Genomic DNA, 23,113 nt, shown 5'->3' with positions numbered 1-23,113 from the left:
GTAGTGTCAACGCATATGCTTACTACGGGGGCGAGTTTTGCCTTTTTATTAACCACCCAGACGTTTCAACGCCTCGGGTGCCTCCTCGATCCGGTCCACCAGGGCGATCCGCGCCTCCATCGAGCGCTCCCGGGCGAGCGAGCGGAGCAGCGGCCAGGCAGGCAGCCTCTCCGTCCAGTGGGCCCGGTTCACCAGCACCATGGGTGTGGGCTCACCGCGCGACTCGTAGTAGTTCGGCGTCGCGTTGTCGAAGACCTCCTGCACGGTACCGGCGGCACCCGGCAGGAACACCACGCCCGCGTTGCAGCGGGCCAGCAGGCCGTCCTCGCGGGTGGCGTTGGCGAAGTACTTCGCGATGCGGGAGGCGAAGGCGTTGGGCGGCTCGTGGCCGTAGAACCAGGTGGGGATGCCGATCGAGTGGTTGCCCTCCGGCCAGCGGGTGCGCACCTCGAAGGAGGCGCGCGCCCAGTCGGTGACCGACGGCGTGAACGAGGGCGCGGCGGCGAGGAGCCGGCAGGCCTCGTCCAGCATGGCGTCGTCGTACGGGGCCGCGTAGGCGCCGAGGTTCGCGGCCTCCATCGCGCCCGGACCGCCACCGGTCGCCACCGTGAAACCGGCGTGGGTCAGCGCCCGTCCGAGCCGGGCGGCCCCCCGGAACCCCTCGGTGCCGCGGGCCGTCGCATGACCGCCCATCACGCCCACGACCCGCGCCCCGCGCAGGAGTTCGTCGAGGGCGTCGGACATGGAGTCGTCGTGGACCGCGCGCAGCATGGAGGCGAAGACGTCGCCGTCCGCCCTGGTCCGCTGGAACCAGGCGTAGGACAGCGCGTCCGGGGTCGCCTCGTAGCCCTCGTCGAGCGAGGCGAACAGCTCACCGGGCGTGTAGAGATGCCCCCGGTAGGGGTCGAAGGGGAGACCGGGGACGGGCGGGAGGAGCAGAGCGCCGTCGGCGCGCAGCTTGTCCGCCGCGTCCGGACGCATCCGGCAGCCGAGGAAGACGGCCCCGGCGGTGTCGGTGGTGAGCAACTCCCGTGTCCGGTCCGTCAGATCGACGGCCTGGACACGGAATCCGGAGAGGGCTCCGCGGGCGGAGACGATCGCGTCGAACTTCTGGAGCGTCTCTATCTCGCGGTCCCCGTGATCGAGGGCATGGGCGGGGCTCGTCTGCACCCGCCCATGCTAGGGCTTGTCGGGTCCCGGGCCCCCGGCGGTCCCTCAGCCCTCCACCGCGGCCGGGTCCATCCACACGACCTCCCAGGTGTGGCCGTCGAGGTCGTCGAAGGCGCGGCCGTACATGAAACCGTGGTCCTGGGTCTCGCCGGTGACCGAACCGCCCGCCGCGACGGCCTTCTCCACCAGCTCGTCGACCTTCTCGCGGCTCTCGGCGCTCAGCGCGAGCAGCACCTCGCTGCTCCTGGTGGCGTCCACGATCTCCTTCTTGGTGAACTCCGCGTACTTCGGCCGGGTGAGCAGCATCGCGACGATCGTGTCACTGATCTCGACCGACGCGGCGGTCTCGTCGCTGAACTGCGCGTTGATCGAGTAGCCGAGCTCCGTGAAGAACTTCTTCGAGGCGTCGAGGTCGTTGACGGGCAGGTTCACGAAAATCATCTGCTGGTACATGGCGGGGCCTCTCCCGTTCGGTTCCGTGGCGTTCGTGGGGTAGACCGCAGCCCCGCGCGGAACTCATCGGCCCGTGCGGCTTTTTCACGGACCGGTTCTCCGTGGGGGCCTCAGCGGGCCAGCGGCCATGCCGACAGCTCGGCCACGGCCAGGGTCAGCGGCCCGAACAGGGCGAGCAGCGCACCCGCACGGAGCGCGGCCGCCCCGCGGAGCGTCGCCGCGGGCGCCCCCAGGCGCCGCAGCGCGGCGGTGGTGCCGGCGCGGGCCTGCCTGGCCTCGACCGCGGCCGTCAGCAGGGTCGCCACCGTGCAGCCGGTCACCAGCAGCACCCCGAGCGTGACGAGCGGGCCGGGGGACGCCTCCGGCCCGTCCTGCACCGAGGCCATCGCGTACGCGGCCGACAGCACCGCGCAGACCACGCCCAGCGGACGGCCGATACGCGTGGCCTCCGTCATGAGGATCCGCCCGCCGAGCAGCCGCAGGGCACCGGGGCGGACCGTCTGGAGCAGCCGTCCGCACAGATGGGTGAGACCGGGACCGGCCAGGGCGAGACCGGCCGCGGTCAGGGCCAGCCCGAGCAGCGCGGCCGGCCGGCCGCCCGGCGCACCGCCGCCGGTACGGCTCGTGAGGGCCTCCACGGCCAGCCCCACCGCCAGCACCGCGATGCCCCAGGGGAGCCCGGAGGGCGGTGTGTGCGCGGTGGCGGGCGGATCGCCGGCGACGCTCCCGGGACCGTTTCCGGGACCGTCCTGAGGACCGCCCGCCGCACCCTCCTGCTGCGGCGTCGTGACAGCCGTACGCCGGCCGCGCGCCGCCCCCAGTTGCCTGCCGAATCGTCCGTACGCCCCGAAGGACTCCCGGACCGCCGTGCGCCGGTACGCGCCGAACCGGCCGTAGGACCGTGCCGCGCGGCCCGTGCCCGCCCCCGGCTCGCGCGGCCGCAGCGCGACCGCCACCGTCGCCGACGCGCTCAGCGGCACCAGGGCCAGCAGGGTCGGCGTCGCCGGGAGCGGCAGCGGCCGGCCGGCGGCGAGGAAGTCCGTCGCGGCACCGTCGAAGGGCATGCCGGTCAGGTCGCCGCGCAGATGGAGGAAGACGAGCAGGGCCAGCACCGAGCCCAGGGCGCAGGACAGGGCGGTGGTGGCCGCGGAGATCGCCATGAGGCGGGCGGGCCCGAGACCGACCGCCGACAGACCGGGCCGGGGCCGGGCGCCCGGATCGGTGCGGGCGACCGCGACCGCGAAGTGGACCGTGGCCACCAGCGGGGCCGCGCACCAGGCCAGCCGGGACACCGAGGAGGACGACGGGTCCGGGTCGGCCAGTGCGTGGCCGAGGGCGCACAGCAGCAGGAAGCCCGTGCCGGCCGAGGCCGCCGTGACCAGGAGGCGGCGCAGCTGGACGGCGGGCCGGGCGGCTCGGGTCAGGCGGAGAGCGAGCACGCCGCCCGGCCTTCCGTCTCGGCCGCCCCGGAGGCCGGGGGCAGGTGCACGGTGCGGACCCGCCGCCCGTCGAGCAGCGGCACCGTGCGGTCGGCGAGGGCCGCGGTCCCCGCGTCGTGGGTCGCGAGGACCACGGTGATGCCGTGCGAGCGGGCCGCGGTGGTGAGCGTGCGCAGGACGTGTGCGCGCTCGACGCGGTGCAGCGGGGCGGTCGGCTCGTCGGCGAACAGCACCGTGGGCGCCGGGGCGAGGGCGCGGGCGATGCACACCCGCTGCCGCTCCGCCTGCACCAGTTCCCCGGGGCGCCTGCGGGCCTTGTCCCCGATGTCGAGACGCTCCAGCCACTCCAGGGCCGCCGTCTTGGCGCGGCGCCGGCCGGTGCCGCGCAGCATCAGCGGCAGGGCGGCGTTCTCCCAGGCGTTCAGCTCGGGGACGAGCACCGGGGCCGGGTCGATCCAGCCGAAGCGGTCCTGGCGCAGCCGCTCGCGGGCCACGGGGCTCATGGTGTGCACGGGCAGGCTGTTGAACCAGACCTCGCCGCTGCGGGCGGGCAGCAGACCGGCCAGGCAGCGCAGCAGTGTCGTTTTGCCACTGCCGCGCGGGCCGCCGACGGCGAGGATCTCGCCCTCCCGGACGCCGAGCGAGACCCCGCTCAGCCCGGGTGAGCCGTCGTCGTACCGGAAGTGCAGGGCTCGTGCCCAGAGCACGTCGTTGTCCGGTGGGGCCACCATGGCGTACACCTCGGTTCGGATCGGAAATGCCGTGCGCTATTCGTGAATTCCCCCGTCCGGGGGAACGAAGGCAGGGCCGATCGGTCACTGGCACGCTAGGCAGGCGGCGGCGCCGTGCCGGACAGCACGCGGCCCCGGGCCGCCGTTTCTCACTCGAACGGGCGGCACGGGGGCCGGTGTTGATCATCCAGAAGGAAGATCTGAACCTCGGACGGCCTACAGCCTGGTCCAGGCCTCCGACAGCGTCGCGCGCAGGATCTGCTCGATCTCGTCGAAGGTCTCCTGGTGGGAGATCAGCGGCGGGGCGAGCTGGACGACCGGGTCGCCGCGGTCGTCGGCACGGCAGTACAGGCCGTTCTCGAAGAGCTTCTTCGACAGGAAGCCGTACAGGACCCGCTCGGTCTCGTCGGCGTCGAAGGACTCCTTGGTGGTCTTGTCCTTGACCAGCTCGATGCCGTAGAAGAAGCCGTTGCCGCGGACGTCGCCGACGATCGGCAGGTCGTGCAGCTTCTCCAGGGTCGCGCGGAAGGCGTCCTCGTTGTCCAGCACGTGCTGGTTCAGGCCCTCGCGCTCGAACAGGTCGAGGTTGGCGAGGCCCACCGCGGCCGACACCGGGTGACCGCCGAAGGTGTAGCCGTGCAGGAAGGTGTTGTCGCCCTCGTAGAACGGCTCGGCGAGGCGGTCGGAGACGATGCACGCGCCTATCGGGGAGTAGCCCGAGGTCATGCCCTTGGCGCAGGTGATCATGTCCGGGACGTAGCCGAACCTGTCGCAGGCGAACGTGGTGCCGAGCCGGCCGAAGGCGCAGATGACCTCGTCGGAGACGAGCAGCACGTCGTGCCGGTCGCAGATCTCGCGGACCCGCTGGAAGTAGCCGGGCGGGGGCGGGAAGCAGCCGCCGGCGTTCTGCACCGGCTCCAGGAAGACGGCCGCGACCGTGTCCGGGCCCTCGAAGAGGATCTGCTGCTCGATCTGGTCGGCGGCCCAGCGGCCGAACGCCTCCGGGTCGTCGCCGTGGATCGGCGCCCGGTAGAAGTTCGTGTTCGGCACCTTGCGCGCGCCCGGCACCAGCGGCTCGAACGGGGCCTTCAGGGCCGGCAGCCCGGTGATGGAGAGGGCGCCCTGCGGGGTGCCGTGGTAGGCGACCGCGCGGGAGATGACCTTGTACTTGGTCGGCTTGCCGGTCAGCTTGAAGTACTGCTTGGCGAGCTTCCAGGCGGTCTCGACCGCCTCGCCGCCGCCGGTGGTGAAGAAGACCTTGTTCAGGTCGCCCGGAGCCTCGTGGGCCAGCCGCTCGGCCAGCTCCACGGCCTTGGGGTGGGCGTAGGACCACACCGGGAAGAAGGCCAGCTCCTGCGCCTGCCTGGCGGCGGCCTCCGCGAGTTCCGTACGGCCGTGCCCCGCCTGCACCACGAACAGGCCGGCGAGACCGTCGAGGTAGCGCTTGCCCTTGTCGTCGAAGATGTGGGTGCCCTCGCCCCGGACGATGGTGGGGACGGGGGAGTTCTCGTACGAGGACATGCGGGTGAAGTGCATCCACAGGTGGTCGTACGCGGACTTGCTGAGGTCCTTGGGGCGGTCGGTGCTCACGATTATCGGGTTCCCCACATGTAGGTCTGCTTCTTGAGCTTGAGGTAGACGAAGCTCTCGGTGGAGCGCACGCCCGGTACGGCCCGGATGCGTTTGCTGATGACCTCCAGAAGGTGGTCGTCGTCCTCGCAGACGATCTCGACCATCAGGTCGAAGGAGCCCGCGGTCATCACCACGTACTCGCACTCGGCCATGGCGGTCAGCGCGTCGGCCACGGACTCGACGTCGCCCTCGACGTTGACGCCGACCATCGCCTGGCGGCGGAAGCCCACGGTGAGCGGATCCGTGACGGCGACGATCTGCATCACGCCCTGGTCGAGCAGTTTCTGGACGCGCTGGCGCACGGCCGCCTCGGACAGGCCGACGGCCTTGCCGATGGCGGCGTACGGCCGGCGGCCGTCCTCCTGGAGCTGCTCGATGATGGCGAGGGAGACGGCGTCCACCTGGGGACCGCCGCCGTTCTTGGACTCGCGGGAGTCCCTCGGGTCTGCGCTTCGACTGGCCACGGGGTCACTGTGCACGACGTATCGACGGTTTCGCAAGGATCGATTGATGAAATTCGTTGTCTGCAGTGCTTGTGCTTGCGGATTTCGCAGGAGTGAGCCGGGTGGGGGTGTTGAAAACGTCAGCCGTCGGTTTAGGGTGGGTGTCTCAGAGGATGGACACCCGACGCCCGTCGCCACCACTCGTCACCACTCGTCACCACTCGACACCTGGCGACACCTCTGGACATCTCGGACACACCCACAAGGAACACCAGGAGGGCCTGCAGTGAGCACCGAGCTGCGTCGTCTGCGCAACTACATCGGCGGGGAGTTCCGGGACGCCGCCGACGGACGGACCACCGAGGTGGTCAACCCCGCGACCGGTGAGGCGTACGCCACCGCTCCGCTGTCCGGGCAGGCGGACGTGGACGCCGCGATGGCGGCCGCCGCCGAGGCGTTCCCCGGCTGGCGCGACACCACCCCGGCAGAGCGGCAGAAGGCCCTGCTGAAGATCGCGGACGCCTTCGAGGAGCGCGCCGAGGAACTCATCGCGGCCGAGGTGGAGAACACGGGCAAGCCCACCGGGCTGACCCGCACCGAGGAGATCCCGCCCATGGTGGACCAGATCCGCTTCTTCGCGGGCGCGGCGCGGATGCTCGAGGGCCGCTCGGCCGGCGAGTACATGGAGGGCCTGACCTCCATCGTGCGCCGCGAGCCGGTCGGCGTCTGCGCGCAGGTCGCGCCCTGGAACTACCCGATGATGATGGCCGTGTGGAAGTTCGCCCCGGCGATCGCCGCGGGCAACACGGTCGTCCTGAAGCCCTCGGACACCACCCCGGCCTCCACCGTGCTGCTCGCCGAGATCCTCGGCTCGATCCTGCCCAAGGGCGTGTTCAACGTCATCTGCGGGGACCGCGACACCGGCCGCCTGATGGTCGAGCACCCCACCCCGGCGATGGCGTCCATCACCGGTTCGGTCCGCGCCGGCATGTCGGTCGCCGAGTCCGCGTCCAGGGACCTCAAGCGCGTCCACCTGGAACTGGGCGGCAAGGCCCCGGTCGTGGTCTTCGAGGACACCGACATCGCCAAGGCCGTCGAGGACATCTCCGTCGCGGGCTTCTTCAACGCCGGCCAGGACTGCACGGCCGCCACGCGCGTCCTCGTCCACGAGTCCATCCACGACGAGTTCGTCTCCGCGCTCGCCCGGGCCGCCGCCGGCACCAGGACCGGCATGCCCGACGACGAGGACGTCCTCTTCGGCCCGCTCAACAACCCCAACCAGCTGGCGCAGGTCGAGGGCTTCATCGAGCGGCTGCCGGCGCACGCGCGCGTGGAGGCCGGCGGCAAGCGCGTCGGCGAGCGGGGCTTCTTCTACGCGCCGACCGTCGTCTCGGGCCTGAACCAGGACGACGAGATCGTGCAGAAGGAGGTCTTCGGCCCGGTCATCACCGTCCAGCGCTTCACCGACGAGGACCAGGCCGTCGAGTACGCCAACGGCGTCGAGTACGCGCTGGCCTCCTCGGTGTGGACCAAGGACCACTCCCGCGCGATGCGCATGTCCAAGAAGCTCGACTTCGGCTGTGTGTGGATCAACACCCACATCCCGCTGGTCGCGGAGATGCCGCACGGCGGCTTCAAGAAGTCCGGCTACGGCAAGGACCTCTCGGCCTACGGCTTCGACGACTACACCCGCATCAAGCACGTGATGACGTCGCTGGACGCGTAGGCGCGCGGCTCGGCCCGGCCCCGGACGGTGAACCACCGTCCGGGGCCGGGGCGTTCCCGCACCCGGACCGCTTTTCGAACATGTTCGGTTCCGGGCGTGCGCCGCCCTCGTGAGCGACGGAGCCGCCCTGCTGAAGGGCAGTCGCGCCTGGCTGGTCCTCTTCGTCGTGTGCCTGGTGCTCAGCGGCGCCACGGCCTTCCCCCTGGTCCACGAACTGCGCTGGAGCGAGGACCTGCTCCGCTCGCTGTCCGCGCCGGAGCACCTGCCCGCCCTCATGGACCGGACCGAGCGCGTACGCCGGGGCCTCGACACCGCCGACGCCGACTACCCGTTCCTCCTCCACGGCACCGACTGGCTCGCCTTCGCCCACCTGGTGAGCGCGGTCGCCTTCCTGGGCCCCTACCGCGATCCCGTCCGCAACGTCCGGGTCGTGGAGTTCGGCATGATCGCCTGCGCGGGCATCGTCCCGCTCGCCCTGATCTGCGGCCCGATCCGCGGCATCCCCTTCTGGTGGACCGTCGTCGACATGGCGTTCGGGGTGTTCGGCGTGATCCCGCTGTACCTCGTACGGCAGAAGACCAAGCGGCTGGCGGCGCTCACCCCGAACGCCGTGCCCGTACCGCCGCTTGACGGCGTCCGCCCCTGCCTCACCCCTTCGCGCGGGTCCGGTGGCCGGGTCCGGAGAGCTCTGGGAGCGTGGCGGACGTGTGCCCGTCGCGGCACCGAGCGGGGACTGCTCCTGAGCCGAAGGGACCTTGGAGAATGACGGAACGCAATACGGTGCTGCGCAGTCTGCACGACGTGGGGCTGGCGGCCTGGTTCGGGGGATCGCTGATGGGCGCGGTCGGCCTCAACGGTGCCGCCCGCGCGCAGGGCGGGACGGAACAGACGCGCCGGCGCATCGAGAGCGCGGGCTGGGCCATGTGGACACCGGTCAACGCCGTGGCGATCGCCGCACACCTGGTGGGCAGCGTCGGCCTGCTGGAGGTGAACGCCGCCCGGGTGGCGCGGCAGAAGGGCGTCGGCTCCTCGACGCTGGCCAAGACCGTGGTGACGGGTGCGGCGATGGCCGTGACCGCCTACAGCCGCGTGCTGGGCAAGAAGGTGGAGAAGGCTTCCCCGGAGGCCTGGCAGGGTGACGCGGTCCAGGGCGGGGCGGACTCGCAGGACTCGCAGATCCTGCGGGACTCGCAGGATCTGCAGGACTCGCAGGACCTGCAGGATGCGAAGGAGGCGCAGGCGGCTCGGCGACAGCTGACGGTCCTGCAGTGGGCCGTTCCCGCTCTGACCGGCGGGCTGCTGGTGCTCAACGCGCTCCATGGTGAACAGCAGCGTCCCTGGGAGCAGGTCCGCGGCATGCTGCAGCGCTCCATGGGGCGCTGAGCCGGACGGGCGCCGGGCGCGGGTGGGCCGGCGTCACGGGCCCGCCCGCGGCCGGGCCGGTCCGGCCGCACCCCGGGGCGATCGCTCCCCGGGTGATCCGCTCCGGCCGCCCCGGGGACATGACGTCAGCGGCTCCCGAGGTGGCCGCCCCGTTCCAGTGCCGTGGTGAGGGTCCCCAGGTGGTCGGTCACCGGGCCCAGGGTCAGCAGGCCGCTGCCCGCCGCCTGTTCCCCGGCGGCGGGCAGGAGCTGGGCGTGGGCGCGGAGCATCGTGGCCGGGTCGTCCACGGTGACGGCGGCGCGGGCGACCAGGCACCACAGGACCTCGGACAGGAGGTCACGGGGCGGCGCGGGCAGGCCCCGCAGTGCCGCGCGGGCTTCCCGGTGACGGTCCCCGGCCGCCAGGAGGAGCGGGCGCACCCAGGGCTCGTAGGGGCCCCAGTCGGTGTGCCGGCCGGCGGGGAGCGGTTCGCCGTGCCGTACCGCCACGCTCAGCCGGGCCAGGGGGAGCAGGCCCTCGCGCAGCCCGGGCATGCCGGAGCCGTGGAGGCGGTCGGCGGCCCGGTCGTAGGCGGTCAGGGCGGCGGCCGGGGGAGCGGTCAGGGCGGTGCGCAGGGCGCGGAACCACGTCGTGAAGACCGCGACCAGCGGGAGGCCGTGGCGGGCGGCCAGCGCGTCGGCGGCCCGCGCGTGCCGGCCGGCGCCCGTGAGGTCGCCCAGGGCACAGCGTGACTGGACGCGGACGAGGTGGCCGAGCACCTCGTACCGGGGGAGGCCGTTGCGCGCCGCGAGGGAGACGATCTCCGCGCCGATCGCGTCCCGCCGGGCCGCGAGCCCCGTGCGGTGGAAGGTCTGCATGAACGTGCCGTTCAGGGCGAACGCCAGGAGCGAGGCGTCGTCCAGCCGCCGGGCGGTCTCCTCCGCCTGACGCGCCGCCCGGAGGGGGCGGGCCGACTCCCCGGTGGCCGGCCGGTCGGTGGGGAGGATCCCGCGTGACTCCACGGCGATCGTCGCCAGGAGACGGCAGCGGGCCGCGTCGTGGCCGTCGGGCGGCAGGTGCCGCAGGGTGCGCTCCGCGGCGGCCACCAGCCGGCGGGCCTGTTCCGGGTCGTCGCAGCGGGTCCAGACCGCCGGGACGTCGTACACGCCGATGACGCGTGCCGTCAGCTCCGGGTCGCCGAGCTGCTCCGCGGCGGTGACGGCCGCCGCCCGGTGCCGCCGCGCCGCCTCCAGACCGCCGCCGCCGGTCACGGCCAGGTCCCGCATTAGGCCCGCGGCCGACTCCAGCCGGGCCCCCGCCCGCGACGGCACCGCCACGTCGTAGGCGGCCGTCGCCCGTTCCCACACCCGGTCCGCCGTCCCCCCGGCGTCGGGGTCGAGGTGGGCGGCCTGCCGCAGGACGTCCTCCTCCAGCCGGCGCAGCCGGGGACCGGGGTCCACCCCCAGGTGCTCGCCGAGCATGCCGCGGGCCCGCCGCAGCACCGACAGGGCGTCGGCCTGCCGCCCGGACCGGTACAGCGCCAGCGCGAGCAGCCGCCAGGCGTCCTCCCGCCACGGGTGCTCGGCGACGTGCGCGTCCAGCTCGGGCACCGCCTGCCCGGCCGCTCCCGACGCGAGCTGCGCCTCGGCCCGCCGCTCGACGGCGTGCAGCCGCAGCTCCGTCAGCCGGGAGCGCTCCGCGCGCAGCCAGTGCGCGTCGCCGAAGTCCGCGAAGGCCGGCCCGCGCCACCAGTCCAGCGCCTCGGTCAGCAGCGACACCACCCGGGAGGGGGGAGCGTCGCCGGGCGTGGACACCGCCCGTTCGAAGCGCCAGGCGTCGACCTCCTCCGCGGCCGCCCGCAGCGCGTAGCCCGGCCCCTCGGTGACCAGCAGCCGGGGCGGGGTCCGGGGCGGCCGGTCCGGTTCCAGCGCCCGGCGCAGCCCGCCGACGAAGGTCCGTACCGTGCCCACGGCGTTGTCCGGCGGCTCGTCCCACAGGTCCGCCACGAGCCGGGCCACCGGCACCACCCGGCGGCGCGCGACCACGAGCCGGGCCAGGACCGCGCGGTGCTTCGGCCCGCGCAGCGGGAGCGCGTCACCCGCCTCGTCCCAGGCCGTCACCGCGCCCAGCACCCCGAACGTCACCTGCACGACGGACTCCGTCCCTCCCGTCCGGTCCACGGCGACCACCGTAGACGTTCATCGGTTGCTGATCCGCGCCACGGAGGCTGGGGACACCGCCCCGGGTCACGTCGGACCCGGTCCGCCGGCCCGAGCAGGAGAGATCAGCCATGGCCCACCCCACCCTTCCCGGCTTCACGTACCAGCGCGTCCCCGTGGACGAGGAGGTCGCGCTCAACGTCGCCGTCGGCGGCTCCGGCTCCCCGGTCGTCCTGCTGCACGGCTTCCCGCAGACCCACCTGATGTGGCGGCACGTCGCCGCCGACCTCGCCGCCGACCACACCGTCATCTGCCCCGACCTGCGCGGGTACGGCGACAGTGACAAGCCGCGCGAGGCGGGACCGGACACCTACGCCAAGCGGACCATGGCCCGCGACGTCGTCACGCTGGCCCGCGCCCTCGGCCACGAGCGCTTCGCCCTCGCCGGCCACGACCGCGGTGCCCTCGTCGCCTTCCGGGCCGGGCTCGACCACCCGGCCGCGGTCAGCCACCTGGCCTGCCTGGACGTCCTGCCCACCGTGGACATGTGGGAGGCGCTGCACGGCACCACCGCCGCCGTCGGTTTCCACCTCTACCTGATGGCGCAACCGCCCGGCCTGCCCGAACGGATGATCGAGGCGAGCGCCGACGTCTTCTTCGCCCACTTCCTGGACCTCTGGGCCAACGACCCCGGCGCGCTGCCCGCCGACGTCCGGGACGCCTACCTCGCCGCCTGCCGCGCCGCCGTCCCGTCGATCGTGGCCGACTACCGCGCCTCGGCCGGCGTCGACGTGGAGCACGACAAGGCCGACCGGGCGGCCGGCCACCGCCTCGCCATGCCCGTCCGCGTCCTCCAGCAGGACTGGGGCGCGGCCCTCGGCTACGAGGCCGCCGCCCTCTGGGGCGCCTGGGCCACCGACCTGCGGCACTCCACGGTGTCCTGGGGCCACTTCATGGCCGAGGAGGCGCCGCGGGACGTCGCCGGGGCGCTGCGGGAGCTGATGGCTCAGGGCTGACGCGACGCTCCGCGGTGGTCGCGCAGCGCGCACAGCACGTCGACGCGGTTGGTGGTGATCGAGTCGACGCCCGCGTCCAGCAGGCGGCGCATGGAGCGGCGGGTGTCCGGGGTCCAGACCGAGAGCAGGCAGCCGTCGCGGTGCACCCGGTCGGCGAGGGCGCGGTCCACCAGGCCGAAGCGGTAGTTCAGCCAGCGGGGGCGGACCGCGGCCAGCAGGCCGGCGCGCGGCGGGGCGAGGGTCGTCCAGGTGAGGGCGATCTCGGCGGACGGGTCCGCCGCGCGTACGGCGAGCATGGCGGGGGCGCCCCCGCAGTAGTAGACGCGGTCCTCGGCGCCCTGCTCGCGCACGGTGTCCACGACCCGGCGCGCGGCGCGGACGTCCGGCGTCCCGGGCAGGTCGATCATCACCCGGCCGCCGTCCGTCGCCGCCAGGGCGTCGGAGAGGGCGGGCACCCCGCCGTCCGTCACCCCGCGCACCTCCTCCCGCGACAGGGACGGCAGCGGACGGTCGTGCCCCCAGAGCCGCTTCAGCGTGTCGTCGTGCAGCAGCACGGGGACGCCGTCCCGGGTGAGGCGTACGTCGATCTCCACCGCGTCCGCGCCCCGCCGCAGCGCGGAACGCAGCGAGGCGAGCGTGTTCTCGCGGAGGCGGTAGGGGTCGCCGCGGTGGGCCACGGCGGTCACGTTCTGCATGGCGGCCCTTCGCGGGGTGGTCAGGAGGCGAGCCAGGACGCGGTGTAGGCGTCGATCCCGGCCGCCAGCTCCGCCTTGCCGGACGGGTCCATGAACGACGCCTCGACCGCGTTCTTCGCCAGGTCGGCCAGGCCCCGCTCGTCGAGTTCGAGGAGCCGCGCGGCGATCGCGTACTCGTTGTTGAGGTCGGTGCCGAACATCGGCGGGTCGTCGGAGTTGATCGTCACCAGGACGCCGGCCCGCGTGAACTCCTTGAGGGGGTGCTCGTCGAAGGTGGCGACCGCGCGGGTGGCGATGTTGGAGGTGGGGCACACCTCCAGCGGGATGCGCCGCTCGGCCAGGTGCCGGAGCAGCTCGGGGTCCCGGGCGGAACTGGTGCCGTGCCCGATGCGCTCGGCGCCCAGCTCGTCGAGCGCGTCCCACACCGTCCGGGGGCCGGTGGTCTCGCCGGCGTGCGGCACGGAGTGCAGTCCGGCGGCGATGGCGCGGTCGAAGTACGGCTTGAACTGCGGGCGGGGCACGCCGATCTCGGGTCCGCCGAGGCCGAAGGAGACCAGGCCCTCCGGGCGCAGCCGGTCGTCGGTGGCCAGCCGCACGGTCTCCTCGGCGGACTCCACCCCGGCCTCGCCGGGGATGTCGAAGCACCAGCGCAGCACGGTCCCGAACTCGGACTCGGCCGCCTTGCGGGCGTCCTCGATCGCGTCCATGAAGGCACGCTCGTCGATCCCGCGACGGGTGGAGGAGAACGGGGTGACGGTCAGTTCGGCGTACCGCACCTGCTGCCGGGCCAGTTCGCGGCCCACCTCGTACGTCAGCAGCCGGACGTCCTCGGGGGTGCGGACGAGGTCGACGACGGACAGGTACAAGTCGATGAAGTGGGCGAAGTCGGTGAAGGTGAAGTAGTCGGCCAGGGCCTCGGGGTCGGTGGGCACCTTGGAGTCGGGGTGGCGGGCGGCCAGCTCCGAGACGATGCGGGGGGAGGCGGAGCCGACGTGGTGCACGTGGAGTTCGGCCTTGGGCAGTCCGGCGATGAAGGCGTGCAGGTCGCGGCCCTGTCCGGTGCCGGCCGTGGCGAGCTGGTCGGTCAATGTCCCTCCCCGGGAACGGCGTCTCCGGCCGGTGCGCGGCGGGACGCGGGTGATCGGCTGATCGGCGGTACGGGGATCATCGTAGGACGGGCACACGGGAGGCGCGCAGGGGCCGTAGCATGACGGGACGTCCGACGGAGGGGGCCCAGCGCATGTCCGACGAGGCGCAGACGCCGAAGGCGCGGGAGCACACCGCGGGCGGTCCGCCGCCGAGTGACCCGCACGCCGGTGATGTGTGGCCGGCACCGGCCGACGGCGGTGCGGACACGGAGCCGCAGGACGGTTCCCTGGTGGACCTGGGGACCACCGTCACCTCGGCTGCCACGGGCACGCCCGACCCCTGGGAGCCGCCGGGGGTCCGCGCACCGGCGCCGGAGAGCACCGGCGACGGCTGGAGAGCCGGCGGACGGAACGACACCTTCGTGGCCGACGGCTCCCGGCCGTGGTCCGTCCCCTCCGTGCCCACGACCCCTTCCGTGCACGACCAGCAGACGGTGACGTCCTTCCCCGCGATGGGCGACCCCGCCCCGCCCGCGCACCCCGCCCAGCCGTGGGCCGGCCCGTCGGTCCCGCCGGTCCCGCCGCCGGATCCGTTCGCGTCCCCGGTGGGGGGCGGGCCCGTTCCGCCGCCGCCCGTCGGCCCCGAGGGGCCCGGTCAGGTCCCGTACGGCTATCCGGGCGGGTACGCCGCCGCGCCGGCGCAGGGCTACTACGGCGGCTGGTCCGGCATGACGCCGGCACCGAGCAACGGACCGGGTGTCACCGCGCTCGTGCTCGGCATCATCTCGGCCGCCGTCTTCTGCGTCTGGCCGCTGGCCGTCCTCCTGGGCGTGCTGGCCATGATCTTCGGCGGGGTCGGCCGCGCCAGGGCCGGCCGGGGCGAGGCCACGAACGCGGGCCAGGCCCTGGCCGGGATCATCTGCGGAGCGGTCGGCAGCGCCCTGGGAGTCGGCTTCGGCATCCTCGTCCTGGTCACCTAGCGGAAGCCGGAACCGGGACTGGAACCGGAGCGGGAGTTGAACCCGGGGCCTGAGCGGGAGCCGGACGCGGACCCGGGCCCCGAGCGGAAGCCGGAGCCGGGGCCTGAGCGGGTGGCGGAACGGATACCGGCGGTTCGGGTCCGGGCCGCGCGGGACGGCTCTCAGCCCTCCGCCGCGGACCCGTCCGCCGCGCCCCGATGCGCTCCGCCCCCGTCCGGCCCGTCCCCGTCCGGCCCGTCCCCGGCGGCCCGGAGCCGTGCGCGGGCCTCCATCAGGGCGAAGCCCAGCAGGTTCGGGCCCCGCCACCGCTCCGGGTCCGCCGCCCCCTCGTCGTACGCCGCGAGCCCGATGCCCCACACCCGGTCCACCGGACTCGCCTCCACCAGGATGCGCTCGCCCGTGTTCAGCAGGAAGGTCCGCAGCTCCCGGTGCGCCGCGAACTTGTGCACGCTGCCCTCGACGACGATGCCGAACCGCTCCCGCCGCCATACCGCCTCGTCGAAGCCCCGCACCAGCCGCCCCGCCTTCTTCGCCAGCGAGGGGTGCTCCGCGGCCAGCGCCCGCCGCTCGGCCTCCGCGTCCTCGAACAGCCGGGCCTTGGCCGCCATCATCCAGTGCTCGGCGGTCGCGTACCGGACACCGTCCACGGTGAACGGTGACGGCCACCACTGGCTCAGACAGCTCGCCCCGACCCGGCCGTCGGCCGCCGGCCGGTGCCCCCAGAAGTGCAGGTACTTCACCCTCGTCCCGGCCCGCAGCGCCTCGATCAGCGCCTCCCTGGAACCGATCGCCCCCGTCTTCCCGCTCACCGCCACCCCCGTGATCCCTTATTCCTGCACGCGAGTCTGGCAGGAACCACGGACACCCCGTCCTGCCTTTTCCGTGGCCACTCGACACCTGGTCGACAGATTTCGTCGCGTAACCAAAAGGCAACAACGGAATCACTTGTTGGAGTGCCGCCCCTCTGTCAGGATCGGCACTCAAATCGAACTGGAGCCACGCCGCCCTCTCGGGGACACGGAGGAGAGCGACATGCACAAGCCGGGCACCGCCACCCCGGAACGATTCCCGGCCCGGGAACGATTCGCGCAGGGGGCGCAGTTCATCGCCGGACGTCCGGCCGAGGGCACCTCGGGCCGTTCCCACACCGTGGTCGACCCGGCCACCGGGGAGGGCGTGCACACCTACGGACTCGCCGGCACCGACGACGTCGACGCGGCCGTCGCCGCCGCGCGGAAGGCGTTCCCGGCGTGGGCCGGCGCCACCCCCGGCGAGCGCTCCGAGGCCCTGCACCGGTTCGCGGCCGTCGTCGCGGACCGCGCGGAGGACTTCGCCCGCGCCGAATCACTGCAGTGCGGCAAGCCCCTGAAACTGAGCCGCGCGTTCGACGTCCCGGGCACGGTCGACAACATCTCCTTCTTCGCCGGCGCCGCCCGCCACCTGACGGGCCGGTCGGCCGGCGAGTACTCCGGCGACCACACCTCCTACGTCCGCCGCGAGCCGATCGGTGTCGTCGGCTCCATCGCCCCCTGGAACTACCCGCTCCAGATGGCCGCCTGGAAGATCCTCCCGGCGATCGCCGCGGGCAACACCATCGTGCTCAAGCCCGCCGAGCTCACCCCCCTGACCTCACTGCTCCTCGCGCGGGCCGCGACCGACGCCGGCCTCCCGGACGGTGTGATCAACATCGTCACCGGTACCGGCGGGGAGGCGGGCGAGCACCTCGTCGGCCATCCCGACGTGGCCATGACCTCCTTCACCGGGTCCACCGCCGTCGGCAGGCGGGTCGCCGGGATCGCCACCGCCACCGTCAAACGCCTCCACCTGGAACTCGGCGGCAAGGCACCCTTCCTCGTCTTCGACGACGCCGACCTCGACGCCGCCGTCAACGGCGCGGTCGCGGGCGCGCTCATCAACACCGGGCAGGACTGCACCGCGGCCACCCGCGCGTATGTGCAGCGCCCCCTGTACGAGGCGTTCGTCGAGCGCACCGCCGCCCTGATGGAGACCGTCCGGCTCGGCGACCCCTTCGCCCCCGGGACCGACCTCGGCCCGCTGGTCTCGCACGCCCAGCGCGACCGGGTGGCCGGTTTCGTCGACCGGGCGCGTGCCTACGCGCGCGTGGTGACCGGCGGCGAGGCCCCGCAGGGGGAGTTGGGGAACGGCGCGTACTACCGCCCGACCCTCATCGCCGACGCCCCGCAGGACAGCGAGGTCGTGCGGTCCGAGATTTTCGGCCCGGTGCTGGTCGTCCTGCCCTTCGGCACCGACGACGAGGGCATCGCGCTGGCCAACGACACCCCCTACGGGCTCGCCGCCTCCGCGTGGAGCCGGGACGTGTACCGCACGGGCCGCGCCACGCGCGAGCTCAGGGCCGGGTGCGTGTGGATCAACGACCACATCCCGATCGTCAGCGAGATGCCGCACGGCGGCTACCAGGAGTCCGGCTTCGGCAAGGACATGTCCGCGTACTCGTTCGAGGAATACACCCAGATCAAGCACGTCATGTTCGACAACACGGCGGTGGTCCGCAAGGACTGGCACCGCACCGTCTTCGGGGACCGATAGCAGCCAGGCCGCCCGACCCGCGGCCATCCTCCCGAAAGGGCACCACGCGCATGGAGCAGTACGAGCCCGACCGCCTCTCCGCGGCCCAGGTGGCCGCCATGCGGCGCAGTCTCCGCAACGGCAGGGCGTCGCTGACACGCCGTTCCCTGCTGCGCGCCTCCGCGGGCGGCGCGCTCGCGGCCGGCGGAGGCGGCGTGCTGAGCGGCTGCGGCATCCCCGCGGCCGGCAGCACCCGGGGCGGCGTCCCGGCGGAGGACCGCTCGAAGAAGGAGAGGACCGTCAGCTTCTCCAACTGGACCGAGTACATGGACGTCGACGAGAGCGGGCGGAGACACCCCACGCTGGAGGCGTTCACGCAGCGGACCGGCATCAGGGTCGAGTACACCGAGGACATCAACGACAACACCGAGTTCTTCGGCAAGATCAAGCCGCAGCTGGCCGCCGGCCAGGACACCGGCCGGGACATCGTCGTCCTCACCGACTGGCTCGCCGCCCGCCTGATCCGCCTCGGCTGGGTGCAGAAGCTGGACCCGGCCAACCTGCCGAACGCCTTCACCAACCTGTCCGCCCAGTTCCGCAACCCCGACTGGGACCCGGGCCGCGCCTACTCCTACCCCTGGCAGGGCATCTCCACCGTCATCGCCTACAACAAGAAGGCACTCGACGGCGTCGAGGTGAAGACCCTCTCCGACCTGCTCGACAACGCGGAACTCAAGGGCCGCGTCGGCCTGCTCACCGAGCTGCGCGACACCGTGGGCATGACGCTGCTCGACATGGACAAGGACCCCGCGAAGTTCGCCGCCGACGACTACGACGCGGCGATCGCCCGGCTCCAGAGGGCCGTCGACAAGGGGCAGATCCGCCGCTTCACCGGCAACGACTACACCGCCGACCTCACCAAGGGCGACTTCGCCGCCTGTCTGGCCTGGGCCGGGGACGTCGTCCAGCTCAAGGCGGACAACCCGGACATCGACTTCCTGATCCCGGACAGCGGCTACGTGACGTCCAGCGACGTCCTGCTCATCCCCAACAAGGCCCGGCACAAGACGAACGCCGAGCGGCTCATCGACTACTACTTCCAGCCGCGGCCGGCCGCCGAACTCGCCGCCTACATCAACTTCGTCTGCCCGGTCGACGGGGTGAGGGACGAACTCGCGAAGATCGACGAGGACGCGGCGAACAACCCGCTGATCCTCCCCGACGAGGCCATGCAGGCCAAGTCCCGTGCCTTCCGCTCCCTGAGCTCCGAGGAAGAGACGGCATACGAAGAGAAGTTCGCGAAGCTCACGGGGGCGTGACGAGATGAAGACCACGAACGGCACCACGACGGGCGGCGGCGACGTCCGCCTCACCGGCATCGGCAAGACGTACGGCTCCTTCACCGCCGTACACCCCCTCGACCTGACCGTGCCGCAGGGCTCCTTCTTCGCCCTGCTCGGCGCGTCCGGCTGCGGCAAGACCACGACCCTGCGGATGATCGCCGGCCTGGAGGAGCCGACGTCGGGCACCGTCCACCTCGGCGACCAGGACGTCACCGCGCTCCCGCCCTACAAGCGGCCGGTGAACACGGTCTTCCAGTCCTACGCCCTCTTCCCGCACCTCGACATCTTCGAGAACGTCGCCTTCGGCCTGCGCCGGCGCGGCATCAAGTCCGTGAAGAAGCAGGTCGGGGAGATGCTGGAGCTGGTCCAGCTCGGCGAGCAGGCGCGCAAGAAGCCGCACCAGCTCTCCGGCGGCCAGCAGCAGCGCGTCGCGGTGGCCCGCGCGCTCATCAACCACCCCAGGGTGCTGCTGCTCGACGAACCGCTCGGCGCCCTCGACCTGAAGCTGCGCCGCCAGATGCAGCTGGAGCTCAAGCGCATCCAGACCGAGGTGGGCATCACCTTCGTGCACGTCACGCACGACCAGGAGGAGGCCATGACCATGGCCGACACGGTCGCCGTGATGAACGCCGGCCGGGTCGAGCAACTCGGCCCGCCCACCGAGCTGTACGAGAACCCGCGCACCACCTTCGTCGCCAACTTCCTCGGCACCTCCAACTTCATCGAGGCCGAGGTCGACACCGCGTCCGGCGACGAGATCGTGCTGAGGGCGGGCGGCGGCAGGCTGGTGCTCCCCGGGACCCGCAACAGCGCGCCCACCACGGCCGGCGGCAAGGTCCTGGTCGGCGTACGGCCCGAGAAGATCTCCCTCACCCACGCCGACGACGCCGGCGGGATACCCGACGGCCGCAACCGGATCACCGGGCGGATAGCCGCCTCCAGCTTCATCGGCGTCTCCACGCAGTTCGTCGTCGACAGCCCCGTCTGCTCCGGCTTCGAGGTCTACGTCCAGAACGTCGACCGCGACGCCCGGCTGGTGCCCGGCGCCGAGGTCGTCCTGCACTGGAACCCGGCGCACACCTTCGGTCTCGACGCCGCCCAGGACATCGACGCGGGCGTCGGGACCGTCGAGGAAGGGGCCGCCTGATGGCCGCGGTCACCGGGGCGCCGCCCCTGGCTCCCGCCCCGCCCGGGACGGAGCCACCGCGCAGGCGGGGGCGCCGGACACCGTACCTGCTCCTGCTGCCCGGCCTGCTGTGGCTGTTGGTGTTCTTCGCGCTGCCGGTGATCTACCAGGCCTCCACGTCCGTGCAGACGGGCTCCCTGGAGGAGGGCTACGAGGTCACCTGGCACTTCGCCACCTACTGGGACGCGCTGTCCGAGTACTGGCCGCAGTTCGTCCGCTCGGTGCTCTACGCGGCCTCCGCGACCGTGCTGTGCCTGCTGCTCGGCTACCCGCTGGCGTACCTGATCGCCTTCCGCGCGGGACGCTGGCGGAACCTGATCATGATCCTGGTGATCGCGCCGTTCTTCACCAGTTTCCTGATCCGCACCCTCGCCTGGAAGACGATCCTCGCCGACGGCGGACCGGTGGTCGGCGCCCTGGACGCCCTCCATGTCCTGGACGTCACCGGCTGGCTCGGCTGGACCGCAGGCGACCGGGTGCTCGCCACCCCGCTCGCGGTGATCTGCGGCCTGACCTACAACTTCCTGCCGTTCATGATCCTGCCGCTCTACACCTCGCTGGAGCGCATCGACCCCCGGCTGCACGAGGCCGCCGACGACCTGTACGCCGGGCCGTCGACGACCTTCCGCAAGGTCACCCTCCCGCTGTCGATGCCGGGCGTGGTCTCCGGCACGCTGCTGACCTTCATCCCGGCCACCGGCGACTACGTCAACGCGGACCTGCTCGGCTCCACCGACACCCGGATGGCCGGCAACGTCATCCAGTCGCAGTTCCTGCGCGTCCTGGACTACCCGACGGCCGCGGCGCTCTCGTTCATCCTGATGGCCGCGATCCTCTTCGTGGTCACGTTCCACATCCGCAAGTCCGGCACGGAGGATCTGGTGTAAATGGCCTTCGTCAACTGGCTCAGGCGCCGTCTCGTCGTCATCGCGGGACTGCTGACGCTCGCGTACCTCCTCCTGCCGAACGTCGTGGTCACCGTCTTCTCCTTCAACAATCCGCGGGGGCGCTTCAACTACGAGTGGCAGGAGTTCTCGACGGCGGCCTGGAAGGATCCCTGCGGGGTCCCCGGGCTGTGCGACTCGCTGACGCTCAGTCTCCGGCTCGCGCTGTGGGCGACGCTCGGCGCCACGCTGCTCGGCACGATGATCGCCTTCGCGCTGGCCCGCTACCGCTTCCGCGCCCGCGGCGCCGTGAACTCGCTGATCTTCCTGCCGATGGCGATGCCCGAGGTCGTCATGGCGGCCTCGCTGCTCACCCTGTTCCTCAACATGGGCGCCCGGCTCGGCTTCTGGACCGTCCTGATCGCCCACATCATGTTCTGCCTCAGCTTCGTGGTGGTCGCCGTCAAGGCGCGCGTGATGTCGATGGACCCCCGCCTCGAACAGGCCGCGCAGGACCTGTACGCCGGCCCGGTCCAGACGTTCCTGCGGGTCACGCTGCCGATCGCCGCCCCCGGTATCGCGGCGGGCGCGCTGCTCGCCTTCGCGCTCTCCTTCGACGACTTCATCATCACCAATTTCAACGCCGGCTCGACCGTCACCTTCCCGATGTTCGTCTGGGGCTCCGCCCAGCGCGGAACCCCCGTGCAGGTCAACGTCATCGGCACGGCCATGTTCGTGATCGCCGTCGCGCTGGTGCTGGTCTCCATGGCCGTGGGCCGCCGCCGTGACCGGCAGCAGGCGTAGCAGACATTCCGCAGTCCCCCGTAGGGAGTTGAGATCATGGCCCCGAGCGCCATGAGCCGTTGGACGCGATCCCTCTCCGAAGCCCGGCCGGTGGCCTACTGGCTGGACGACCCCGGCAGGCCCGACCCCGAACCCGCCCTCACCGGCGCGGAGACCTGCGACCTGCTGGTCGTCGGCGGCGGTTACAGCGGGCTGTGGACCGCGCTGATCGCCAAGGAACGCGACCCCGCCCGGGACGTCGTGCTGGTGGAGGGCCGCGAGGTGGGCTGGGCCGCCTCCGGCCGCAACGGCGGATTCTGCGCCGCCTCCCTCACCCACGGCCTGCCCAACGGGCTGGCCCGCTGGCCGCGGGAGATCCACCGGCTCGAGGAGCTGGGCGCCCGCAACCTCGACGCCATCGAGGAGGCGGTCGCCCGCCACCGCATCGACTGCGACTTCGAACGCACCGGTGAGATCGACGTCGCCACCGAGGCCCACCAGGCACGGGAACTGCGCGAGTGGTACCGGGAGATCGAACGCGAGGGCCTCGCCGGGGGCATCGAACTCCTGGACGCCGACGCGGTACGGGACCAGGTGGACTCCCCGACCTTCCGGGCCGGTCTGTACGACCGCCGGGGCGTGGCGATGCTCCACCCGGCCAAGCTGGCCTGGGGACTGAAGCGGGCCTGCCGCGCGCTCGGCGTGCGTGTCCACGAGCACACCCCCGCCCTCACCCTCAGGCCGTACGGCGCCGGCATGACCGTGGGCACGCCGTACGGGGTGATCCGCGCCCGTGCGGTGGCGCTCGGCACCAACGTCTTCCCCAACCTGGTCCGCCGGGTCCGCTCGTACACCGTGCCGGTGTACGACTACGCCCTGATGACGGAACCGCTCACGGCCGGCCGGCTGGCCTCGATCGGCTGGCGGAACCGCCAGGGCCTCGGCGACAGCGCCAACCAGTTCCACTACTTCCGGCTCTCCGCGGACAACCGGATCCTGTGGGGCGGCTACGACGCGGTCTACCCGTACGGCGGCCGGGTGCGCGCCGAGTACGACGACCGGCCCGAGACCTACGCCAAGCTCGCCGGGCACTTCTTCGCCTGCTTCCCGCAGCTGGAGGGCGTCCGCTTCACCCACGCCTGGGGCGGCGCGATCGACACCTGCTCCCGCTTCTCGGCGTTCTTCGGCACGGCACACGCGGGGAGGGTGGCGTACGCCGCCGGCTACACGGGGCTCGGTGTCGGCGCCACCCGCTTCGGCGCCGAGGTGATGCTGGACCTGCTGGCGGGGGAGCGGACCGAGCGCACGGAGCTGGAGATGGTGCGCAAGAAGCCTCTGCCGTTCCCGCCGGAACCGTTCGCCTGGACCGGCATCGCGCTCACCAAGTGGTCACTGGCCCGCGCCGACGCCCACGGCGGCCGGCGCAACCTGTGGCTGCGCACGATGGACAGGCTGGGCCTCGGCTTCGACAGCTGA

Annotated in this window: 20 protein-coding genes and 1 pseudogene; 11 read left to right on the top strand and 10 right to left on the bottom strand. The window is 72.7% G+C overall.

Annotation, left to right across the window (positions count from 1 at the left end; all coding sequences use genetic code 11):
• Positions 1-48 precede the first annotated feature (48 nt).
• From ACF07S_RS20140 to ACF07S_RS20115, 6 genes are all read right to left on the bottom strand, one after another.
• Positions 49-1,170 (bottom strand): LOG family protein, encoded by a 1,122-nt coding sequence (locus tag ACF07S_RS20140; RefSeq protein WP_391974713.1) that lies wholly within the window; start codon positions 1,168-1,170, stop codon positions 49-51.
• A 45-nt stretch (positions 1,171-1,215) separates the two neighbouring features.
• Positions 1,216-1,623, bottom strand: coding sequence for a VOC family protein (locus ACF07S_RS20135; RefSeq protein WP_391974712.1), 408 nt, complete (start codon positions 1,621-1,623; stop codon positions 1,216-1,218).
• A 110-nt stretch (positions 1,624-1,733) separates the two neighbouring features.
• Entirely contained in the window at positions 1,734-3,062 is a 1,329-nt protein-coding gene (locus tag ACF07S_RS20130; RefSeq protein ID WP_391974711.1) for a hypothetical protein, read from the bottom strand.
• Positions 3,044-3,793, bottom strand: a complete 750-nt coding sequence (locus tag ACF07S_RS20125) for an ABC transporter ATP-binding protein (RefSeq protein ID WP_391974710.1) — start codon at positions 3,791-3,793, stop codon at positions 3,044-3,046. Before ACF07S_RS20125 ends, ACF07S_RS20130 begins: the two co-directional genes overlap by 19 nt.
• Positions 3,794-4,009: 216 nt before the next feature.
• Positions 4,010-5,383 carry an aspartate aminotransferase family protein gene (locus tag ACF07S_RS20120; RefSeq protein WP_391965491.1) on the bottom strand — a complete coding sequence of 458 codons (1,374 nt, stop codon included), beginning with the start codon at positions 5,381-5,383 and terminating at the stop codon, positions 4,010-4,012.
• Between the two features lie 2 nt (positions 5,384-5,385).
• The gene (locus tag ACF07S_RS20115; RefSeq protein WP_391965492.1) at positions 5,386-5,904 is read right to left on the bottom strand and encodes an Lrp/AsnC family transcriptional regulator; all 519 of its coding nucleotides are present in this window, start codon (positions 5,902-5,904) and stop codon (positions 5,386-5,388) included.
• Positions 5,905-6,154: 250 nt separating this feature from the next.
• Here ACF07S_RS20115 and ACF07S_RS20110 point away from each other — a divergent pair, with 250 nt between their 5' ends.
• From ACF07S_RS20110 to ACF07S_RS20100, 3 genes and pseudogenes are all read left to right on the top strand, one after another.
• Positions 6,155-7,594 carry a gamma-aminobutyraldehyde dehydrogenase gene (locus tag ACF07S_RS20110; protein WP_391974709.1) on the top strand — a complete coding sequence of 480 codons (1,440 nt, stop codon included), beginning with the start codon at positions 6,155-6,157 and terminating at the stop codon, positions 7,592-7,594.
• A 109-nt stretch (positions 7,595-7,703) separates the two neighbouring features.
• A pseudogene (locus tag ACF07S_RS20105) lies at positions 7,704-8,210 on the top strand (hypothetical protein); the annotation flags it as partial.
• Positions 8,211-8,356: 146 nt separating this feature from the next.
• Entirely contained in the window at positions 8,357-8,977 is a 621-nt protein-coding gene (locus ACF07S_RS20100) for a hypothetical protein (RefSeq protein WP_391974708.1), read from the top strand.
• A gap of 125 nt (positions 8,978-9,102) precedes the next feature.
• Here ACF07S_RS20100 and ACF07S_RS20095 read toward each other — a convergent pair whose 3' ends face one another.
• Positions 9,103-11,106 (bottom strand): BTAD domain-containing putative transcriptional regulator, encoded by a 2,004-nt coding sequence (locus ACF07S_RS20095; protein WP_391974773.1) that lies wholly within the window; start codon positions 11,104-11,106, stop codon positions 9,103-9,105.
• Positions 11,107-11,246: 140 nt separating this feature from the next.
• Between ACF07S_RS20095 and ACF07S_RS20090 the strand changes: the two genes are divergently transcribed.
• Positions 11,247-12,131 (top strand): alpha/beta fold hydrolase, encoded by an 885-nt coding sequence (locus ACF07S_RS20090; protein ID WP_391965495.1) that lies wholly within the window; start codon positions 11,247-11,249, stop codon positions 12,129-12,131.
• Here ACF07S_RS20090 and ACF07S_RS20085 read toward each other — a convergent pair.
• Together ACF07S_RS20085 and ACF07S_RS20080 are read right to left on the bottom strand one after the other, a co-directional pair.
• Positions 12,122-12,826 (bottom strand): glycerophosphodiester phosphodiesterase, encoded by a 705-nt coding sequence (locus ACF07S_RS20085; protein ID WP_391965496.1) that lies wholly within the window; start codon positions 12,824-12,826, stop codon positions 12,122-12,124. The two genes, ACF07S_RS20090 and ACF07S_RS20085, sit on opposite strands and share 10 nt — an antisense overlap.
• 20 nt (positions 12,827-12,846) lie before the next feature.
• A complete protein-coding gene (locus ACF07S_RS20080) occupies positions 12,847-14,010 on the bottom strand; it encodes an adenosine deaminase (protein WP_391965497.1) in 1,164 nt (387 codons plus the stop codon).
• 23 nt (positions 14,011-14,033) lie between these two features.
• Between ACF07S_RS20080 and ACF07S_RS20075 the strand changes: the two genes are divergently transcribed.
• The gene (locus tag ACF07S_RS20075; RefSeq protein ID WP_391974707.1) at positions 14,034-14,894 is read left to right on the top strand and encodes a hypothetical protein; all 861 of its coding nucleotides are present in this window, start codon (positions 14,034-14,036) and stop codon (positions 14,892-14,894) included.
• A 161-nt stretch (positions 14,895-15,055) separates the two neighbouring features.
• Here the strand turns inward: ACF07S_RS20075 and ACF07S_RS20070 are convergent, their stop codons facing one another.
• Positions 15,056-15,703, bottom strand: a complete 648-nt coding sequence (locus tag ACF07S_RS20070) for an NADAR family protein (protein ID WP_391974706.1) — start codon at positions 15,701-15,703, stop codon at positions 15,056-15,058.
• 223 nt (positions 15,704-15,926) lie between these two features.
• Between ACF07S_RS20070 and ACF07S_RS20065 the strand changes: the two genes are divergently transcribed.
• From ACF07S_RS20065 to ACF07S_RS20040, 6 genes are read left to right on the top strand one after another with little or no spacing between them, the layout of a single operon-like run.
• On the top strand, positions 15,927-17,462 hold the full coding sequence (locus tag ACF07S_RS20065; RefSeq protein WP_391974705.1) for a gamma-aminobutyraldehyde dehydrogenase: 1,536 nt from the start codon (positions 15,927-15,929) through the stop codon (positions 17,460-17,462).
• 50 nt (positions 17,463-17,512) lie between these two features.
• Positions 17,513-18,760, top strand: a complete 1,248-nt coding sequence (locus tag ACF07S_RS20060) for a spermidine/putrescine ABC transporter substrate-binding protein (RefSeq protein WP_391965501.1) — start codon at positions 17,513-17,515, stop codon at positions 18,758-18,760.
• A 4-nt stretch (positions 18,761-18,764) separates the two neighbouring features.
• Positions 18,765-19,931: an ABC transporter ATP-binding protein gene (locus tag ACF07S_RS20055; RefSeq protein WP_391965502.1), complete on the top strand. Its 1,167-nt coding sequence runs from the start codon at positions 18,765-18,767 to the stop codon at positions 19,929-19,931.
• Positions 19,931-20,857: an ABC transporter permease gene (locus tag ACF07S_RS20050; protein ID WP_391965503.1), complete on the top strand. Its 927-nt coding sequence runs from the start codon at positions 19,931-19,933 to the stop codon at positions 20,855-20,857. The genes ACF07S_RS20055 and ACF07S_RS20050 overlap by 1 nt, the downstream gene beginning before the upstream one ends.
• Positions 20,858-21,658 carry an ABC transporter permease gene (locus ACF07S_RS20045; protein WP_391965504.1) on the top strand — a complete coding sequence of 267 codons (801 nt, stop codon included), beginning with the start codon at positions 20,858-20,860 and terminating at the stop codon, positions 21,656-21,658.
• Between the two features lie 36 nt (positions 21,659-21,694).
• Positions 21,695-23,113 (top strand): NAD(P)/FAD-dependent oxidoreductase, encoded by a 1,419-nt coding sequence (locus ACF07S_RS20040; RefSeq protein ID WP_391974704.1) that lies wholly within the window; start codon positions 21,695-21,697, stop codon positions 23,111-23,113.

This window comes from Streptomyces sp. NPDC016640 (assembly GCF_043076215.1).
GTDB lineage: Bacteria > Actinomycetota > Actinomycetes > Streptomycetales > Streptomycetaceae > Streptomyces.
Note: the sequence above shows the minus strand (reverse complement) of the source record. Positions and strands in the feature narration are given on the sequence as shown.

Excerpts from the sequence above, each read along its gene's own strand:
- ACF07S_RS20135 (WP_391974712.1), bottom strand. The coding sequence starts at position 1,623 with ATGTACCAGCAGATGATTTTCGTGAACCTGCCCGTCAACGACCTCGAC.
- ACF07S_RS20125 (WP_391974710.1), bottom strand. The coding sequence starts at position 3,793 with ATGGTGGCCCCACCGGACAACGACGTGCTCTGGGCACGAGCCCTGCAC.
- ACF07S_RS20100 (WP_391974708.1), top strand. The coding sequence starts at position 8,357 with ATGACGGAACGCAATACGGTGCTGCGCAGTCTGCACGACGTGGGGCTG.
- ACF07S_RS20090 (WP_391965495.1), top strand. The coding sequence starts at position 11,247 with ATGGCCCACCCCACCCTTCCCGGCTTCACGTACCAGCGCGTCCCCGTG.
- ACF07S_RS20085 (WP_391965496.1), bottom strand. The coding sequence starts at position 12,826 with ATGCAGAACGTGACCGCCGTGGCCCACCGCGGCGACCCCTACCGCCTC.
- ACF07S_RS20075 (WP_391974707.1), top strand. The coding sequence starts at position 14,034 with ATGACGGGACGTCCGACGGAGGGGGCCCAGCGCATGTCCGACGAGGCG.
- ACF07S_RS20065 (WP_391974705.1), top strand. The coding sequence starts at position 15,927 with ATGCACAAGCCGGGCACCGCCACCCCGGAACGATTCCCGGCCCGGGAA.
- ACF07S_RS20060 (WP_391965501.1), top strand. The coding sequence starts at position 17,513 with ATGGAGCAGTACGAGCCCGACCGCCTCTCCGCGGCCCAGGTGGCCGCC.
- ACF07S_RS20055 (WP_391965502.1), top strand. The coding sequence starts at position 18,765 with ATGAAGACCACGAACGGCACCACGACGGGCGGCGGCGACGTCCGCCTC.
- ACF07S_RS20050 (WP_391965503.1), top strand. The coding sequence starts at position 19,931 with ATGGCCGCGGTCACCGGGGCGCCGCCCCTGGCTCCCGCCCCGCCCGGG.
- ACF07S_RS20045 (WP_391965504.1), top strand. The coding sequence starts at position 20,858 with ATGGCCTTCGTCAACTGGCTCAGGCGCCGTCTCGTCGTCATCGCGGGA.
- ACF07S_RS20040 (WP_391974704.1), top strand. The coding sequence starts at position 21,695 with ATGGCCCCGAGCGCCATGAGCCGTTGGACGCGATCCCTCTCCGAAGCC.